The sequence below is a fragment of the Enterobacter sp. BIDMC 26 genome (assembly GCF_000534435.1).
Taxonomy (GTDB): domain Bacteria; phylum Pseudomonadota; class Gammaproteobacteria; order Enterobacterales; family Enterobacteriaceae; genus Enterobacter; species Enterobacter ludwigii.
In genome coordinates this window covers 74,645-87,764 of sequence record NZ_KI973182.1, presented here as the reverse complement: position 1 = coordinate 87,764, position 13,120 = coordinate 74,645, and the positions used below count along the sequence as shown (strand labels likewise).

The window sequence follows — 13,120 nt, the reverse complement described above, 5'->3', positions numbered from 1 at the left end:
TAAATATTAACTCCTGCTTAACATTTGCGATGAGTAAAAAGTGTGATTCAGGCACGGTATTTAGCCCTTTAGGAATTCATTCACGACTTATCAGGATCTTCGTAGCGCCGTTTGGCATCCAGCGCTTCCTGTTCAGTTTCATGTTCACTGATCAGAGAGTCTGGTTTAGGGTGATCGGCACGCAGCTGATACCAGGTGACGGTTTGATCGCCATTGCCTTTTTCAACGGTAACGATGCGTGCTTCACGTGGATAGGGAGGTCTGGTTGGCATAGCTCATCCTTTTTTTATGTCTGAGCTATAAGTATAGACGCCGCTTAGCTGGCACAAGCCAAACGCAGGGCGGTAATAATCTGAATTACCACGTCCTCGGGTGAAGCGGAAGCATCCACAACGTGGTGTGCCGCTTCGCGGTATAACGCATCGCGTTCGGCCAGCACTTCGCTCACCTCTTCGCTGAGCGGCCGGGAGGTCAGCGCAGGACGTTGCCCCTCTTCCGGAAATGCTTCCAGCCGCCCTACCAGGGCCGAAACGGGTGCGCTGAGGTAGATGACAATCCCTTTTTCACGCATAAAGCGACGGTTACACTCGGCGAGAACAATGCCGCCACCGGTTGCGATAACAGCAGACGGCGTGGTGACCGCCTTCAGCGCGGCCGTTTCACGGGCGCGAAAGCTCTCCCACCCCTCTTGCTCAACGATTTCCGCGATGCTTTTCCCGGCTTCGGTTTGCAGCCAGTGGTCGGTATCAACAAACTGACGATCGCACGCGCGTGCCAGTTCCAGGCCAACGGTGGTTTTCCCACAGCCGCGGGGGCCAACTAAAAAGATGGGTTGGGTCATAACCAGGTGTTCCCCTTGATGCCGGATGGCCGAAGAGCGTAAAGAAATAATTGCAGAAGATGTTGCGTTTACTTTACTGCAAAGCGGTACGGGATGACAACCCTGCGGAGGCCATACTGTACCACAAAGTGACAATGGTTATCATTACGCAGTGCGACGCTTGACTTCGAGTAGCCACTTATCAAGCTCTGCGGCGAACTGCTGGCGATCGCGCTGGGACAGGCTGTCTGGCCCGCCGGTCTGCACGCCGCTGGCGCGAAGCGTATCCATAAAATCACGCATGGTGAGTCTTTCACGAATGGTCGCCGGCGAATAACGCTCCCCTCTCGGGTTCAGCGCCGCCGCTCCCTTTTCAATCACTTCCGCGGCCAGCGGGATATCCGCCGTGATCACCAGATCCTCAGGGCTACACAGACGCACAATCTCGTTATCCGCCACGTCAAAGCCGGCCGGAACCCGCAACGCGCGAATAAATCGGGAAGGTGGTACGCGAATATTCTGGTTCGCCACCAGCGTAAGCGGCATCTGCACGCGCTCGGCCGCGCGGAATAAAATCTCTTTAATCACATTCGGACACGCGTCCGCATCAACCCAAATCGCCATATTGTCTCCCCATAATGATTCTGCCGACTATTGTCGCCTGCATTTCGTTGTTAAGCTATCAATCAGAGAAAACAACGCATAATGACGGAGAATCGTGATGGATAAGAAAATCGGGTTTATCGGCTGCGGTAACATGGGCAAAGCCATCCTGGGTGGCCTGATCGCCAGCGGACAGGTGCTGCCGGGTCAGATTTGGGTCTACACCCCATCACCGGACAACGTCGCCGCGTTACGCGATCGGTACGGGATCAACGCAGCCGAAAGCGCCCAGGAAGTGGCTCAGGTAGCCGATATTGTCTTTGGCGCCGTCAAGCCGAACATCATGATCAAAGTGCTGAGCGACATCACCACCAGCCTGAACAAAGAGACGCTGGTCGTATCGATTGCCGCGGGCGTCACGCTCGATCAGCTGGCGCGCGCGCTGGGTCATGACCGTAAAATCGTACGCGCTATGCCGAATACCCCATCACTGGTCAACGCCGGCATGACCTCCGTCACGCCTAACGCGCTGGTGACGTCGGAAGACGTGGCGGATGTCCTGAACATCTTCCGCTGCTTCGGTGAAGCGGAAGTCATTGCCGAATACATGATCCATCCGGTAGTGGGAGTGAGCGGTTCAGCGCCTGCGTATGTCTTTATGTTTTTAGAAGCGATGGCCGACGCCGCGGTGCTTGGCGGCATGCCACGAGCGCAGGCGTATAAATTCGCTGCACAGGCCGTGATGGGCTCTGCCAAAATGGTGCTGGAGACCGGTAAGCATCCGGGTGAACTGAAAGATATGGTCTGCTCGCCTGGCGGAACCACTATCGAGGCGGTGCGGGTGCTGGAAGAACGCGGCTTCCGTTCGGCCGTTATTGAAGCGATGACAAAATGCATGGAAAAATCAGAGAAACTGAGTAAATCCTGATTATCTGCTCCGGACGTCAGGCGGCCACCTCGGTGCGGCCGCGTCCGGCATTTTTGGCCTTATACAGCGCCACATCGGCCGCTTTTAACCACTCCCGATAGTGCCCGAACTGCGGTCCCCAGGGCGCGACACCGACGCTAATACGCAGAGATTCCTTGGGCGCACACGGTAACGACAGCGTTTCCAGCCGCTCATGTACGCGTGACATCACGGCGATGGCACTGTCAGCCGCCGTCCGGGACATGATCACCGCAAACTCATCCCCGCCAAAACGGCCTATCGCATCCCCGGAACGCACCGTTAGCTGCAGTTGCCGCGTCAGGGCAATGATCGCTTCATCACCCACATCGTGGCCCCAGGTGTCATTGATATTCTTAAAATGATCGATATCGATAAGCAAAATCGTGGCGGTGCAGTGGTTGCGGCGACAGTGTTCAAATTCATTTCTCAGCAGCACTTCCCAGTGCCGGCGATTAAAGACGCCGGTCATGCCGTCGCGAGTACTCATCAGCTCCAGCCGCCGTTTATGCTCTGCAAGCCTGATGGCAGTACGATGGCTGAGCCAGGCAAAAAGCATCGGATACAACACCAGCACGGGAAGCGTTAAGCCCCATGCCAGAGGCTCCGGGTTAAAGACAGCCACCCGGCCCACGACGGGGAGCGTCACCAGGGAAGACAGAAGGGTTAACATGATGCCGGTAAAAAACAGCCGACAACCGCCGGACCCCATCATGTTCATTCCCACCATCATCAGCAGCGCTGCCGCAGGTAGCGCATTGATCCCCATCATGCCGATCCAAAGCCCGGCAATAATGGCATCAATCTTCAGATTAAAATGTTCCTGCTGATGAGGAGAAGCAGCGCGGCAGGACCACTGCCAGGCGAAATGGGGCCAGATAAATGCCCACCCCACCAGGAACAACCACCAGACGCCGGATACAGAAAAGGTGACCAGCACGCCAGAGAGGGGGAAGAACATCGCTGCCAGTCCGACAACACGCGCCAGCCGGGCTCGCCGGGCAAACGGGATCCCGGCACGGTGTGGGTCATCCTGAGAAAGGGTCATATTCCACTCTTCCCGAATGCGCTTTATATTGTAATAAGATTCATCATTCATCATTTTTGGGAATATTCTGAAATATTTCCCAAATTATAGAGAGGGGGCTTACGGGGAAAGTATGAAATTTCGGGTGAGCCGCCGGGGCCACTCACCCGATAGGACTACACGTTTTTCTTCAGACAGGCACTCATGAACTTGCTGCGATCGTCGCCTTTCAGGGACTGTTCGGTCGCTTTCGCATTACACTCGCGCATTTTTTGCTGCTGCGGCGTCAGGCTTTTCTCACCCGGTTTCGCGGCACCGTTTTTGAGGCAACCGCTCATGTAGGTCTTACGGGCATCACCCTTCAGGCTCTGCGCGGTCGCCTGTTGATTACAGGTGGTCATGCGTTGCTGCTGCGGCGTTAATGTTTTCTCTTCCGCGTTCGCCGATGAGATCAGAAACAGACCCGAGAGCAGAGTAACCAGTAATGTTGTTTTCATTGCACCATCCTTTTGTGAACATTCACTGTAAGTCTGGTTCGTGACAGGAAAAAAACCACCCGGCAGATGTGATTTCCGCCGGGCTTTTATTATTTCAGCCCCAAAGCCGCTTTCATGGTGTAGAACAGATCCGTTTGATCGGTCAGCCCTACCACGTTTGCCGCATGCGGACCGTATGCTGCGATGCGCAGCTGGGTTCCGGTATGCTCCATGGACTCTTCTTCAGAGTTGCCATAGCTCAACACCATCACCGCGCCGTCTTTGGTGTTCAGCGCCTGCGTTAGGCCCGGTGCTTTGGTATCCGCTGGGATGATCTGGCTGGCGTGCGCATGGTCTGCGGTAACGACCACCAGCGTGTTGCCGTCTTTCTTCGCGAACTCAAGTGCCTTCTGCACTGCTTCGTCCAGATCGACCGTCTCGCCAATCTGACCGCACGGGTTAGCCGCATGATCCTGTTTATCGATCGACGCGCCTTCCACCTGCAGGAAGAAGCCCTTTTCACTCTTGCTCAGCAGTGAGATCGCTTTATCGGTCATCGCCGCCAGCGTCGGGATGCTGTCGGTACGTTTTGGGTTTGGCGTACAGGTTACGGCAGGTTTATCAATGTTGCCGTGGTAGGACGCTTTTGGCCCTTCCCAGCGCACCGGCATGTTGCCATCAGAGAAAAGACCCAGCAGCGGTTTATCCTGGCTTGCTTCGGTGATCGCCGCCAGAGAAGATGCATCACTCACCAGCTGATAGCCGCGAGCCTGCGCCTGCTCACGCAGCGTTTTGCCCTGCCATTCGCCCGCCGTTGCGGTTTCCGCGAAGGTTTTCGCCCCGCCGCCCAGCGTCACGTCAGGACGTGTGTTCAACAGTTGTTCCGTAATCGAGCCTTTACCGCCCTTTTCCAGCGCGTTAGTGGGGCATTTTTCGCTGGTCACAGACGGGCCGTAGCATTTACGCGAGGTGACATGCGCTACCAGCGCCGCTGGCGTTGCATCCTGAAGTTCAGCCGTAGAGACGTTGCCGGTAGCCAGTCCCGCCGCTTTAGCCATCTCCAGAATGGTCTGGTGATCTTTTTCGTGAATATCTACACCCAGCGCACCATTATAGGTTTTCACACCGGTGGACCACGCAGTGGCAGAGGCAGCAGAATCCGTCACGTAATCGGGTTTACCGGTTTTTTTATCCAGCGCGTAATGGGTATATTGTCCGGTGAGAGGCAGTGCGTCGATACCTTTAAAAAAGCCGCCCGCGCCTTCGGCATAATTTCGTGCTGCCGTTATTTCGGAATCGCCCATCCCGTCGCCAATCAGCAGAATAATGTTTTTAGCGGGTTTCTCATTCAGCGAAGCGCGAATGGCGGCGGTTTGATCTTCAGTCAACCGACGCGCGCCGCCTGGCTGGGTGATATCCCCTTTGGCCGCACGATTATCCAGCACGCTGGTATTGTGAGTGTCGGCATAAATAGCGGGTGACATTAACAGGGGAAGTAATGCGATGAAAAGTGCGCTCTGTTTCAATTTATTTTCTCCATGTACAAATACATAAAAAATAAAACAGAGCGACTATAGGCATCCTGCATGACAATTCTATGACACGCCGTCAGGTTCCGTGATGGTTTAGTTGCGAGGATGCCTTAACAGCTTTTTTACGTACTGGCGGAGCATTTCAGCATCCTCAACCGGCACCTGGGAATCGGGTCTGACGCTTTCCAGCGCGCCTTCAACGTTCTCAATCAACGTCTGTTGTTCGTTTTTCGCCATTTGTCGCAGCAGCGCGGTGACCACAATTTCCAGCGCTTCAACCTGGGCGACCAACTCTTTTGACTCTTCTTCCTTTTGTGCAAGCTTGACCAACAACTCAGCAATGAGATTTTTCATGGTGCTATTTCCTTATCCGTTTTGTCTGAACTTAGCATTCTGAATCCATTATGCAAAGAGAAGAAATTTATTATGTTATGCAAAAGTGATGCGGCAGGAAAAATAGATTCCTCGCGGCTTTCAGCGAAACGTTTTTCTATAAAAAACGCCGCATTTAGTTATATAAAAATGCGGCGACCATAAGAATATATAATACATCTACGAAACGGCTATCGCGCCGACTTCGCCTCTGCCATTTGTCTGCGGCGACGCAGTGCAATAGCCAGTTGAATTATATTTATCAGCACCACAATAGCGGTAGCAGCAAATACCCAACGGAAACCGGCCATTGCCGAAACAGCGGCTCCCATAAGCGGACCGGCAACGTTACCTAAATACATAAACGACTGGTTATAGCCAAAAATACGGCCCGTTACCTGGTCACTGGAATATTTCACCAGCAATGTTTGCACCGCGGGTAACATCGCACCATCGGCAAAGCCCAGCAGAAACCGCAGCACGCCAAGCTGAAGCGGAGAAGTGACAAACGACATTGCGAAAAAGAGCACCACCGCAAAAATCAGCGTGGCCATCAGGATACGCGCCGTGCCGATCCTGTCGCCCAGTTTTCCAAGACGTGGTGCCGAAATGAGGGCTGATACACCCGGGACGGCGGCAATCATCCCGCTGAGGAAAGCAATATTATTGCTGTCTGGCTCCATCGACTTAATAAACAGCGCCAGAATCGGGCCGACCGAACCGTTGCAAAGCTGGATCACCATGGTGGTCACAAACAGGCTGATCATCAGGCCCGGATAGGGCAGCGAGGCGAAGACGGCCTTGCCGCTCAGGCGTTCAGCTTTGCTGATGACGGGGCGTCCTCCCTCTTTAATGAGGAAGAGCGTGACCAGAAAACTGACCACCAGCAGGATGGCCGTAATGATAAACACCGCGCGCAGCCCCACATGATCGGCGAGGAAGCCCCCTAGCAGCGGGCCGCCAATGACCCCGCTTATCTGAGCAGTAGAGAGCGTACTCAGCGCCCAGCCGCTGCGTTCACGGGGCACCTGCGAGGCCACCAGCGCCATGGCATTCGGAATATACCCGGACGTCAGCCCCATCACCGCTCGCAGGAAAAAGAGCTGCCATACGTTAGTGGCAAAGGCCTGCAGCAGAATGGCTATCGCCATCCCCAGCGATGCGCGCAGCAGCATCAGCTTGCGCCCTTTGCGGTCGGCCAGACTGCCCCACATCGGCGAGACAATGGCAGAGACCAGAAACGTGACGCTGAACGTCAGACCTGACCACATGGAGAGCGCTTCATGGGAGGTAACGCCCAGCTGCGACACGTACAGCGGCAGGAAGGGCAATATCTGGCTGATGGCCAGCCCGGTAAAGAAGCACCCGAACCAGACCGAGATGAGATTAACTTTCCAGGATTCCATAAAAGAAATAGTCTTCATTTTTAGGCGAATTCGCCGACAGATTAGCAAGTTACGCGTTATGACGTCGCACCAGAGATGCGCCCTTGCCGACTTTGGTGTTTTATCTTCCCAGTCATCATATTTGTGAAATAAGTCACAAATCATCCATTTTCTGACGGAATATTATGCTTCAGCGGCAGAGACCAAAACCGCGCATCCCCAGGTGAAAGTGGCTGGCATGGGCAGCGTTATACTCTGGCCCCAGGCTGTTGCCGTAATAGCTGCAGCTCGCCGCCAGCATGCCTTTCAGCCATGGCTGCGTTTTGGTCGCCTTCCAGCCGTTTTGTACCGTGACCTTCTCACCGTTCGCCAGCACAAACGCCGTGATATCCAGTGCCTCTGCCGTGGCATGTTCACTGCGTCGCGCGTCGGGGCGATGGTAAATGTTGCGGCAGGCAAAGCTGCCGAGATGCTCAATACGCGTCAGCTCACTTCCCGTATAGCTTCTGGTGAGTGGCCGGGCCTGCTGGCTGATAAACAAGGCAGAACTGAGCGCCAGCGGGCAGCTCGCAAGGAAACTGCTGTTCAGGCTGACCGGACCGAAGTTACGTACCCGGACGACGTTACGGAGTGGACACTCCCCACCGCTGTCTGCGACCGGTTGTGTGCGGATAAGCGCGCGTTGATTGGCCTGTGATAACAGGCTCGTGCACGCCTGGGGCGTTAAGTTCCGAAGCTTATACTGGGTAATGCGGCCTGGCGGGTCGTCGAGATGTAGCGGCGTGAAAGGGTTGTAGTAAGACGGCAACCAGCGATACCCCACCGTTGCGACAGCCGCAATAATGAAAACGGTCAGCAGAGTTTTTCCTTTCACGCTCCCCCCTTAACATTCCCCAAAACATTATGGCAGAAGGCCGCGAAACCCGCTGGGCATCGTGGTATGTTATTGGTTTTTCGTCAGACTGGAAGAGAGTGAGATGGCAAAGCAGCGCGTAGGTATTGTCTTTGGGGGAAAATCAGCGGAGCACGAGGTTTCATTGCAATCGGCCAAAAATATCGTCGATGCAATCGATAAAAGCCGTTTCGACGTGGTGCTGCTGGGCATAGATAAACAGGGGCAGTGGCATGTCAACGATGCCAGCCAGTATCTGTTAAATGCTGACGATCCGGCGCATATCGCTCTGAATCCTTCTGCAATCAGCGTCGCGACCGTACCCGGCGTGGTGCAAGGGCAGCTCATCGACGCCGGTAATGCGCAGTCTCTCGCCCAGATTGACGTGGTCTTCCCTATCGTTCATGGCACCCTTGGCGAAGATGGTTCGCTGCAGGGGATGCTGCGCATGGCCAACCTGCCGTTTGTCGGTTCTGATGTGCTGGGTTCCGCTGCCTGCATGGATAAAGATGTCACCAAGCGCCTGCTGCGTGATGCAGGGCTGAATATTGCGCCGTTTGTCACCCTCACCCGCGCCAACCGTGACCAACACAGCTTCGCTCAGATTTCCGGTCAGCTGGGCCTGCCGCTGTTTGTGAAACCTGCAAACCAGGGTTCTTCCGTCGGGGTCAGCAAGGTGACAAGCGAAGCGCAGTTCACGCAAGCGGTCAGCCTGGCGTTTGAGTTTGACCATAAAGTGGTGGTTGAGCAGGGCATCAAAGGCCGCGAAATTGAGTGCGCCGTGCTGGGCAACGATTTCCCACAGGCAAGCACCTGCGGTGAAGTGGTGTTAAACAGTGATTTCTACTCTTACGACACCAAATACATTGATGATAAAGGCGCCCAGGTTGTTGTGCCTGCGAATATCGATCCGGCAATCAACGATAAGATCCGCGCGATCGCGATTAACGCTTATCAGACGCTCGGCTGCAGCGGCATGGCGCGCGTGGATGTGTTCCTGACGCCTGAAAACGAGGTGGTGATTAATGAAATCAACACCCTGCCGGGCTTCACCAACATCAGCATGTATCCCAAGCTGTGGCAGGCCAGCGGGCTAAGCTACTCAGCACTCATCACCCGCCTGATTGAACTGGCGCTGGAGCGTCATGCTGCGGACAGCGCCCTGAAAAGCTCCGTAAACGGTTAATCGGGACTCTTCGCCGTTTCCGTCTCATCCGCTGTCGTCTCTTCAGGACGACGGCGGATAATCATCCCCGCCAGCCAGAAGCTGATAACCCAGGTCACCAGACCCACGGCATACGTTTGCCACCCTTTTGCTTCAAATCCCAACAGCCCCACGACACCGTTAAGAATAAAGATCAGCCCGATAGCAAAGGCGTAGTAATGCCAGTCACGGCGTAGTTTGGAAGTGAGCTTCATGACAAACTCCGGCAGGAAAAAAAGATATCCTCTCACAGATTTATGACGAGGTCTGTGGCTGATGCGGAAATTCTGAAACATGCTGTTGTTTCAATTAAGTTAAGAAATTGTGATGCGCTGCAGAATTCGACAATCCAGGAGAATTCCTTAGGGTAAATTAACACGATTCTGATATTGACAAATGCTATGACCTGTCAAACTCACCTTGTAAGACGCATATAAAACAGAGTGATTTATCGGGAGGTCGTGATGGCTGACTTTACATTGTCGAAACCGATTTTTGGCGGTAAACAACCAAAAACCTCCACGGCGGGTAATATCGCTTATGCCCTGTTTGTCTTGTTCTGTTTCTGGGCGGGTTCGCAGCTACTCAATATGCTGGTTCATGCACCAGGAGTCTATGAACACCTGATGCAGGTGCAGGATAACGGACGCCCGCGAGTGGAAATTGGTTTTGGTGTAAGCACCCTGTTTGGCCTCATTCCTTTCCTCGCAGGGTGTATGATTTTAGGCGTTGTGGCATTAGTACTGCGTTTTCGCCGTCGCTTTTAAAGCCCCATACAGCGAGCCCGGCGGTCATCCACGCGTTTTGCGAACCAGGCGGTTGTCAGGTTACGCGTGATCTTCGGGCTTTCCAGCTGAATACCCGGCAGGATTGCCCTCGGTAACGTTTTCCCACTTTTCTGTTCTGCAAGCGTAAAGACTTTCTTGTACAGATCGGTTTTCTCAAACGCCAGACTATCGCCTTTCTCAAGCTGATGGCGAATGTCGCTCTCACTCATGCCAAGCCTGTTCGATAATTTCCGCACAGCCCGCTCCGTGGTGCCAGCCTCGCTGCTGCCGTAGGCAATAAGATCACCATCCAGTGCCAGCTTCACGCCGCTTGCGCGGCTGACCGCATTCTGAAACGCCGCGTTACGACTGGCATACCAGCCCGCGTTAAAGTCCGCAAAGCGGTACAGCGGCTCACTGTAATTCGCCGGATAGTTCAGCAGATGATAAGTGCCGAACCACAGGCCGCCACGCAGGGAGAAGACCTCCTGACGCACCGTACCGTCGATTTTCCACGGGTAGCCGTCGGTATGCTTTTCCGCAAAGGCAATGCTGACCTGCATCGGCCCGCCGGTGTGTACCGGGTTAAGTGAACCAAACAGTGTCTGCCCCATCGGCACCATGCTGATGAAATCATCAAAGATGGCGCTGAGCTGTTTCTCGGTTTTTACCGTGTCCAGCCGTTCGCTGTAGCTTTTTCCATTTGGCGAGGTGATTTTAAACGCGGTATGCACGAGAAATACCGGGATATGCATCGATTCCGCACGGCGGTCGATCTCTTTCCAGGCTATTTTGTTCAGACCCGGCACGACCGGGTCTGACTGGTACATTGATTCCTGCTGCGCCACCGCCAGTACCGAGCAGATATTCTCCTCGGTAGGAGCAATCTTCTGGCTTTCAAAGGTTTTTGCCAGCGCATCCGCCCATGCATTGCGATCTTTCACGCTGGCGGGCATTTTTTGCCGCACAACGCTTGCCACATCAACAGGCTTCTCCCCTTCTTTAAGCGGAGCGGCCCCTTTTTCGGCACACCCTACCAGCACCAGAGCGGCCAGTAAGGACAACGGTAACGCACGCGGTACGGCAAAGGTCATAGCAACTCCCTGTATTAGCTAAATGTATTGGTAACTTCCTGCAGTTCCTGGCCGTCCAGCTCACGCTCAAAGCTGCGTAAACGTTTATAGATGGACATCAGTTCCACCAGCGTGGTCCAGGAGCTGATCAGGTACTGGAATGAGCCACGCACCTGACCAAAAACGTTAGTTATCTGGGTCATCAGACCGAGCGTAATCGTACCCGCAACGATGGACGGGAACAGCAGGAACAAACCGAAAACGTTATCGACCTGCAGATACAAAATGCGCGCAATATTGAAATACATATAGTGGAAGTAGAGACGGAAATAGTTGCGACGCACGGCACCAAACAGCTCACGTACGGTTGGTGGTGAGGCACGATTAGCATCATCTTCACCATAGACCAGCTCTTTACGATAAGCCGCTTCCACGCGTTGATTTTTAAACTCCAGCCCCGGCAGCTTAATCCCGACCACCGCCAGCAGCCCCGTCCCCATCAGAGACCAGACAATCGCCGCAATCACCAGCCCATACGGCAGATGACCGACAAGAGGCAGATCCGGCACGTGAGCCGAGAGCGTCACCAGCACCGGCAGGAAGGCAATCAGCGTCATGATGGCGTTGATAAAGCTGACGCCCATGTCTTCAAGGGTGGAGGCAAAACGCATGGTGTCTTCCTGCACACGCTGTGCTGCACCTTCGATATGACGCAGGTGTTGCCAGTGCGCCATATAGTGTTCGTTCATCGCGGTACGCCAGCGGAAAACGTAGTGGCTGACGAAGAAGTTGTTCATCACCCCGATCACCACTGCAATCAATGCGATACCGAGGAAAATGCCCACCTCATGGTAAAACTGGTTAATGGTTACCTTATGCGGCGAACTCAGCGCGGTCTGGATAAGGTCGTAGAACGGGGCATACCAGGCGTTTACTGCCACCCCCACTTCCACCAGGAACCAGGTCACAAAGATAATCAGCGAGGTTCCCAGAATCGACCAGTATTGCCAGCGGTGCGGCGCATAGACAAACCAGAACAGGGCAAACAGGCCAACGCATACCATGTAGTAGGCGTAAAACAGCAAATAGCTAAGCGACCAGAAGCGAGCGGCGCTGATCGGGACGTCACCCGTTGCGCCCGTAATGCGGGCCAGCCACGCCCCGCCGCCAGCCTGCCAGAAAATGACAGCGATCAGTGCCCAAATAAATGCCGACAGGAAAAAAGGCCCCGGCTTTGGGAAAAAAGACTTAAACATAATGCATCCTTCTTGTTGTTATGGCTGTTGCTGTGCTCAACACATCACCACACGAAAATCTCGCCTGAGCCAGACGGCGCAGGCAAAAAGGTCAGACCCGAGGGTTAATTATTAGTTCGCTTTCCAGTTTTCGAGAATTGTTTCGGTGCGTTTCACCGCGAGAGGATTGGCCGGCGCAATAAAGTCACGCCAGACGTCGTTGTAATGGTTAATCAGAATGGGCGCGTCGGCTGCCGGACGATTAGCCGTGGTATGGGCATCTTCCGCCACGGTAATGTGATAGCCACGGCTGACCCCGTTCTTGATGGTCGCATCGACACAGTAATCGGTGGCACAGCCGCAGATGACAAACTCGCGAATACCTTGCTCGCGCAGCACCGCTTCAAGTGCGGTGTTATAAAATGCATCGCAGGCAGTCTTGGTGACGTAAAGCGCGTCAGCGGGCTGATGGAGTTCAGGCAGCAGCGCAAACCCTTCGCTCCCCTCTTCCAGACCGCCTTCACCGGTATGCTGAATAAAAATCACCCGTTCGGCGGCCTGCGTGAGCTGATTGATAAGCGAAACACATTTTTCGCGTTGGTAACGCGGCGTTGCAAACACCCCTTGCTGCATATCGACAACCATAACCACACGCTTCACTGACATATCGTTCTCCGCAAGATTGAGTGACACTGGCCTCTATCATACGGCCGATGTCACAAAATGGGAGACTGGTCGCCAGGAAATTATGCTTATTTACCCATGGTTACGTTTTTCTCGCTATCGTT

16 protein-coding genes are annotated in these 13,120 nt (G+C 54.2%); 3 read left to right on the top strand and 13 right to left on the bottom strand.

Going from position 1 to position 13,120, the window contains the following annotated elements; translation table 11 throughout:
* Window positions 1-80: 80 nt before the first annotated feature.
* From yaiA to L462_RS22850, 3 genes are all read right to left on the bottom strand, one after another.
* Window positions 81-272, bottom strand: a complete 192-nt coding sequence (gene yaiA / locus L462_RS22840; RefSeq protein ID WP_013095817.1) for a protein YaiA — start codon at window positions 270-272, stop codon at window positions 81-83.
* Between the two features lie 44 nt (window positions 273-316).
* Window positions 317-841, bottom strand: coding sequence for a shikimate kinase AroL (aroL, locus tag L462_RS22845; RefSeq protein WP_020885238.1), 525 nt, complete (start codon window positions 839-841; stop codon window positions 317-319).
* Window positions 842-985: 144 nt separating this feature from the next.
* Complete coding sequence (locus L462_RS22850; protein ID WP_014168823.1) at window positions 986-1,444, bottom strand: YaiI/YqxD family protein; 459 nt, start codon at window positions 1,442-1,444, stop codon at window positions 986-988.
* 97 nt (window positions 1,445-1,541) lie between these two features.
* On the opposite strand from L462_RS22850, the gene proC reads away from it, so the two are divergent.
* The gene (proC, locus tag L462_RS22855) at window positions 1,542-2,351 is read left to right on the top strand and encodes a pyrroline-5-carboxylate reductase (RefSeq protein ID WP_032677500.1); all 810 of its coding nucleotides are present in this window, start codon (window positions 1,542-1,544) and stop codon (window positions 2,349-2,351) included.
* Window positions 2,352-2,367: 16 nt separating this feature from the next.
* Here the strand turns inward: proC and adrA are convergent, their stop codons facing one another.
* The 6 genes from adrA to L462_RS22885 all read right to left on the bottom strand — a co-directional run bounded on the left by adrA (window position 2,368) and on the right by L462_RS22885 (window position 8,035).
* A complete protein-coding gene (adrA, locus tag L462_RS22860; RefSeq protein WP_032677499.1) occupies window positions 2,368-3,471 on the bottom strand; it encodes a diguanylate cyclase AdrA in 1,104 nt (367 codons plus the stop codon).
* A 101-nt stretch (window positions 3,472-3,572) separates the two neighbouring features.
* Window positions 3,573-3,893 carry a phosphate starvation-inducible protein PsiF gene (psiF, locus tag L462_RS22865; protein ID WP_014168820.1) on the bottom strand — a complete coding sequence of 107 codons (321 nt, stop codon included), beginning with the start codon at window positions 3,891-3,893 and terminating at the stop codon, window positions 3,573-3,575.
* A gap of 89 nt (window positions 3,894-3,982) precedes the next feature.
* Window positions 3,983-5,398 carry an alkaline phosphatase gene (phoA, locus tag L462_RS22870; RefSeq protein WP_032677498.1) on the bottom strand — a complete coding sequence of 472 codons (1,416 nt, stop codon included), beginning with the start codon at window positions 5,396-5,398 and terminating at the stop codon, window positions 3,983-3,985.
* Between the two features lie 99 nt (window positions 5,399-5,497).
* The gene (gene iraP / locus L462_RS22875; RefSeq protein WP_014168818.1) at window positions 5,498-5,758 is read right to left on the bottom strand and encodes an anti-adapter protein IraP; all 261 of its coding nucleotides are present in this window, start codon (window positions 5,756-5,758) and stop codon (window positions 5,498-5,500) included.
* Window positions 5,759-5,967: 209 nt separating this feature from the next.
* On the bottom strand, window positions 5,968-7,182 hold the full coding sequence (locus tag L462_RS22880) for a multidrug efflux MFS transporter (protein ID WP_025204998.1): 1,215 nt from the start codon (window positions 7,180-7,182) through the stop codon (window positions 5,968-5,970).
* Between the two features lie 169 nt (window positions 7,183-7,351).
* A complete protein-coding gene (locus L462_RS22885; protein WP_020885243.1) occupies window positions 7,352-8,035 on the bottom strand; it encodes an extensin-like domain-containing protein in 684 nt (227 codons plus the stop codon).
* Window positions 8,036-8,138: 103 nt separating this feature from the next.
* On the opposite strand from L462_RS22885, the gene ddlA reads away from it, so the two are divergent.
* Window positions 8,139-9,239 (top strand): D-alanine--D-alanine ligase, encoded by a 1,101-nt coding sequence (gene ddlA / locus L462_RS22890; RefSeq protein ID WP_020885244.1) that lies wholly within the window; start codon window positions 8,139-8,141, stop codon window positions 9,237-9,239.
* Here ddlA and L462_RS22895 read toward each other — a convergent pair.
* Complete coding sequence (locus tag L462_RS22895; protein WP_020885245.1) at window positions 9,236-9,472, bottom strand: DUF2754 family protein; 237 nt, start codon at window positions 9,470-9,472, stop codon at window positions 9,236-9,238. The genes ddlA and L462_RS22895 overlap by 4 nt on opposite strands.
* A gap of 249 nt (window positions 9,473-9,721) precedes the next feature.
* Between L462_RS22895 and L462_RS22900 the strand changes: the two genes are divergently transcribed.
* A complete protein-coding gene (locus tag L462_RS22900) occupies window positions 9,722-10,024 on the top strand; it encodes a DUF2755 family protein (RefSeq protein ID WP_020885246.1) in 303 nt (100 codons plus the stop codon).
* On the opposite strand, the gene L462_RS22905 is transcribed toward L462_RS22900, so the two are convergent.
* The 3 genes from L462_RS22905 to L462_RS22915 form a co-directional block, all read right to left on the bottom strand.
* Window positions 10,021-11,118, bottom strand: coding sequence for a DUF1615 domain-containing protein (locus tag L462_RS22905; RefSeq protein ID WP_014168812.1), 1,098 nt, complete (start codon window positions 11,116-11,118; stop codon window positions 10,021-10,023). The genes L462_RS22900 and L462_RS22905 overlap by 4 nt on opposite strands.
* 14 nt (window positions 11,119-11,132) lie before the next feature.
* Window positions 11,133-12,353, bottom strand: a complete 1,221-nt coding sequence (gene sbmA, locus L462_RS22910; RefSeq protein WP_014168811.1) for a peptide antibiotic transporter SbmA — start codon at window positions 12,351-12,353, stop codon at window positions 11,133-11,135.
* Window positions 12,354-12,464: 111 nt separating this feature from the next.
* Complete coding sequence (locus L462_RS22915) at window positions 12,465-12,998, bottom strand: isochorismatase family protein (RefSeq protein WP_025205011.1); 534 nt, start codon at window positions 12,996-12,998, stop codon at window positions 12,465-12,467.
* Window positions 12,999-13,120 lie beyond the last annotated feature (122 nt).

Coding starts and splice junctions, on each gene's coding strand:
- yaiA (WP_013095817.1), bottom strand. CDS start 272: ATGCCAACCAGACCTCCCTATCCACGTGAAGCACGCATCGTTACCGTT.
- aroL (WP_020885238.1), bottom strand. CDS start 841: ATGACCCAACCCATCTTTTTAGTTGGCCCCCGCGGCTGTGGGAAAACC.
- L462_RS22850 (WP_014168823.1), bottom strand. CDS start 1,444: ATGGCGATTTGGGTTGATGCGGACGCGTGTCCGAATGTGATTAAAGAG.
- proC (WP_032677500.1), top strand. CDS start 1,542: ATGGATAAGAAAATCGGGTTTATCGGCTGCGGTAACATGGGCAAAGCC.
- adrA (WP_032677499.1), bottom strand. CDS start 3,471: ATGATGAATGATGAATCTTATTACAATATAAAGCGCATTCGGGAAGAG.
- psiF (WP_014168820.1), bottom strand. CDS start 3,893: ATGAAAACAACATTACTGGTTACTCTGCTCTCGGGTCTGTTTCTGATC.
- iraP (WP_014168818.1), bottom strand. CDS start 5,758: ATGAAAAATCTCATTGCTGAGTTGTTGGTCAAGCTTGCACAAAAGGAA.
- L462_RS22880 (WP_025204998.1), bottom strand. CDS start 7,182: ATGGAATCCTGGAAAGTTAATCTCATCTCGGTCTGGTTCGGGTGCTTC.
- ddlA (WP_020885244.1), top strand. CDS start 8,139: ATGGCAAAGCAGCGCGTAGGTATTGTCTTTGGGGGAAAATCAGCGGAG.
- L462_RS22895 (WP_020885245.1), bottom strand. CDS start 9,472: ATGAAGCTCACTTCCAAACTACGCCGTGACTGGCATTACTACGCCTTT.
- L462_RS22900 (WP_020885246.1), top strand. CDS start 9,722: ATGGCTGACTTTACATTGTCGAAACCGATTTTTGGCGGTAAACAACCA.
- L462_RS22905 (WP_014168812.1), bottom strand. CDS start 11,118: ATGACCTTTGCCGTACCGCGTGCGTTACCGTTGTCCTTACTGGCCGCT.
- sbmA (WP_014168811.1), bottom strand. CDS start 12,353: ATGTTTAAGTCTTTTTTCCCAAAGCCGGGGCCTTTTTTCCTGTCGGCA.
- L462_RS22915 (WP_025205011.1), bottom strand. CDS start 12,998: ATGTCAGTGAAGCGTGTGGTTATGGTTGTCGATATGCAGCAAGGGGTG.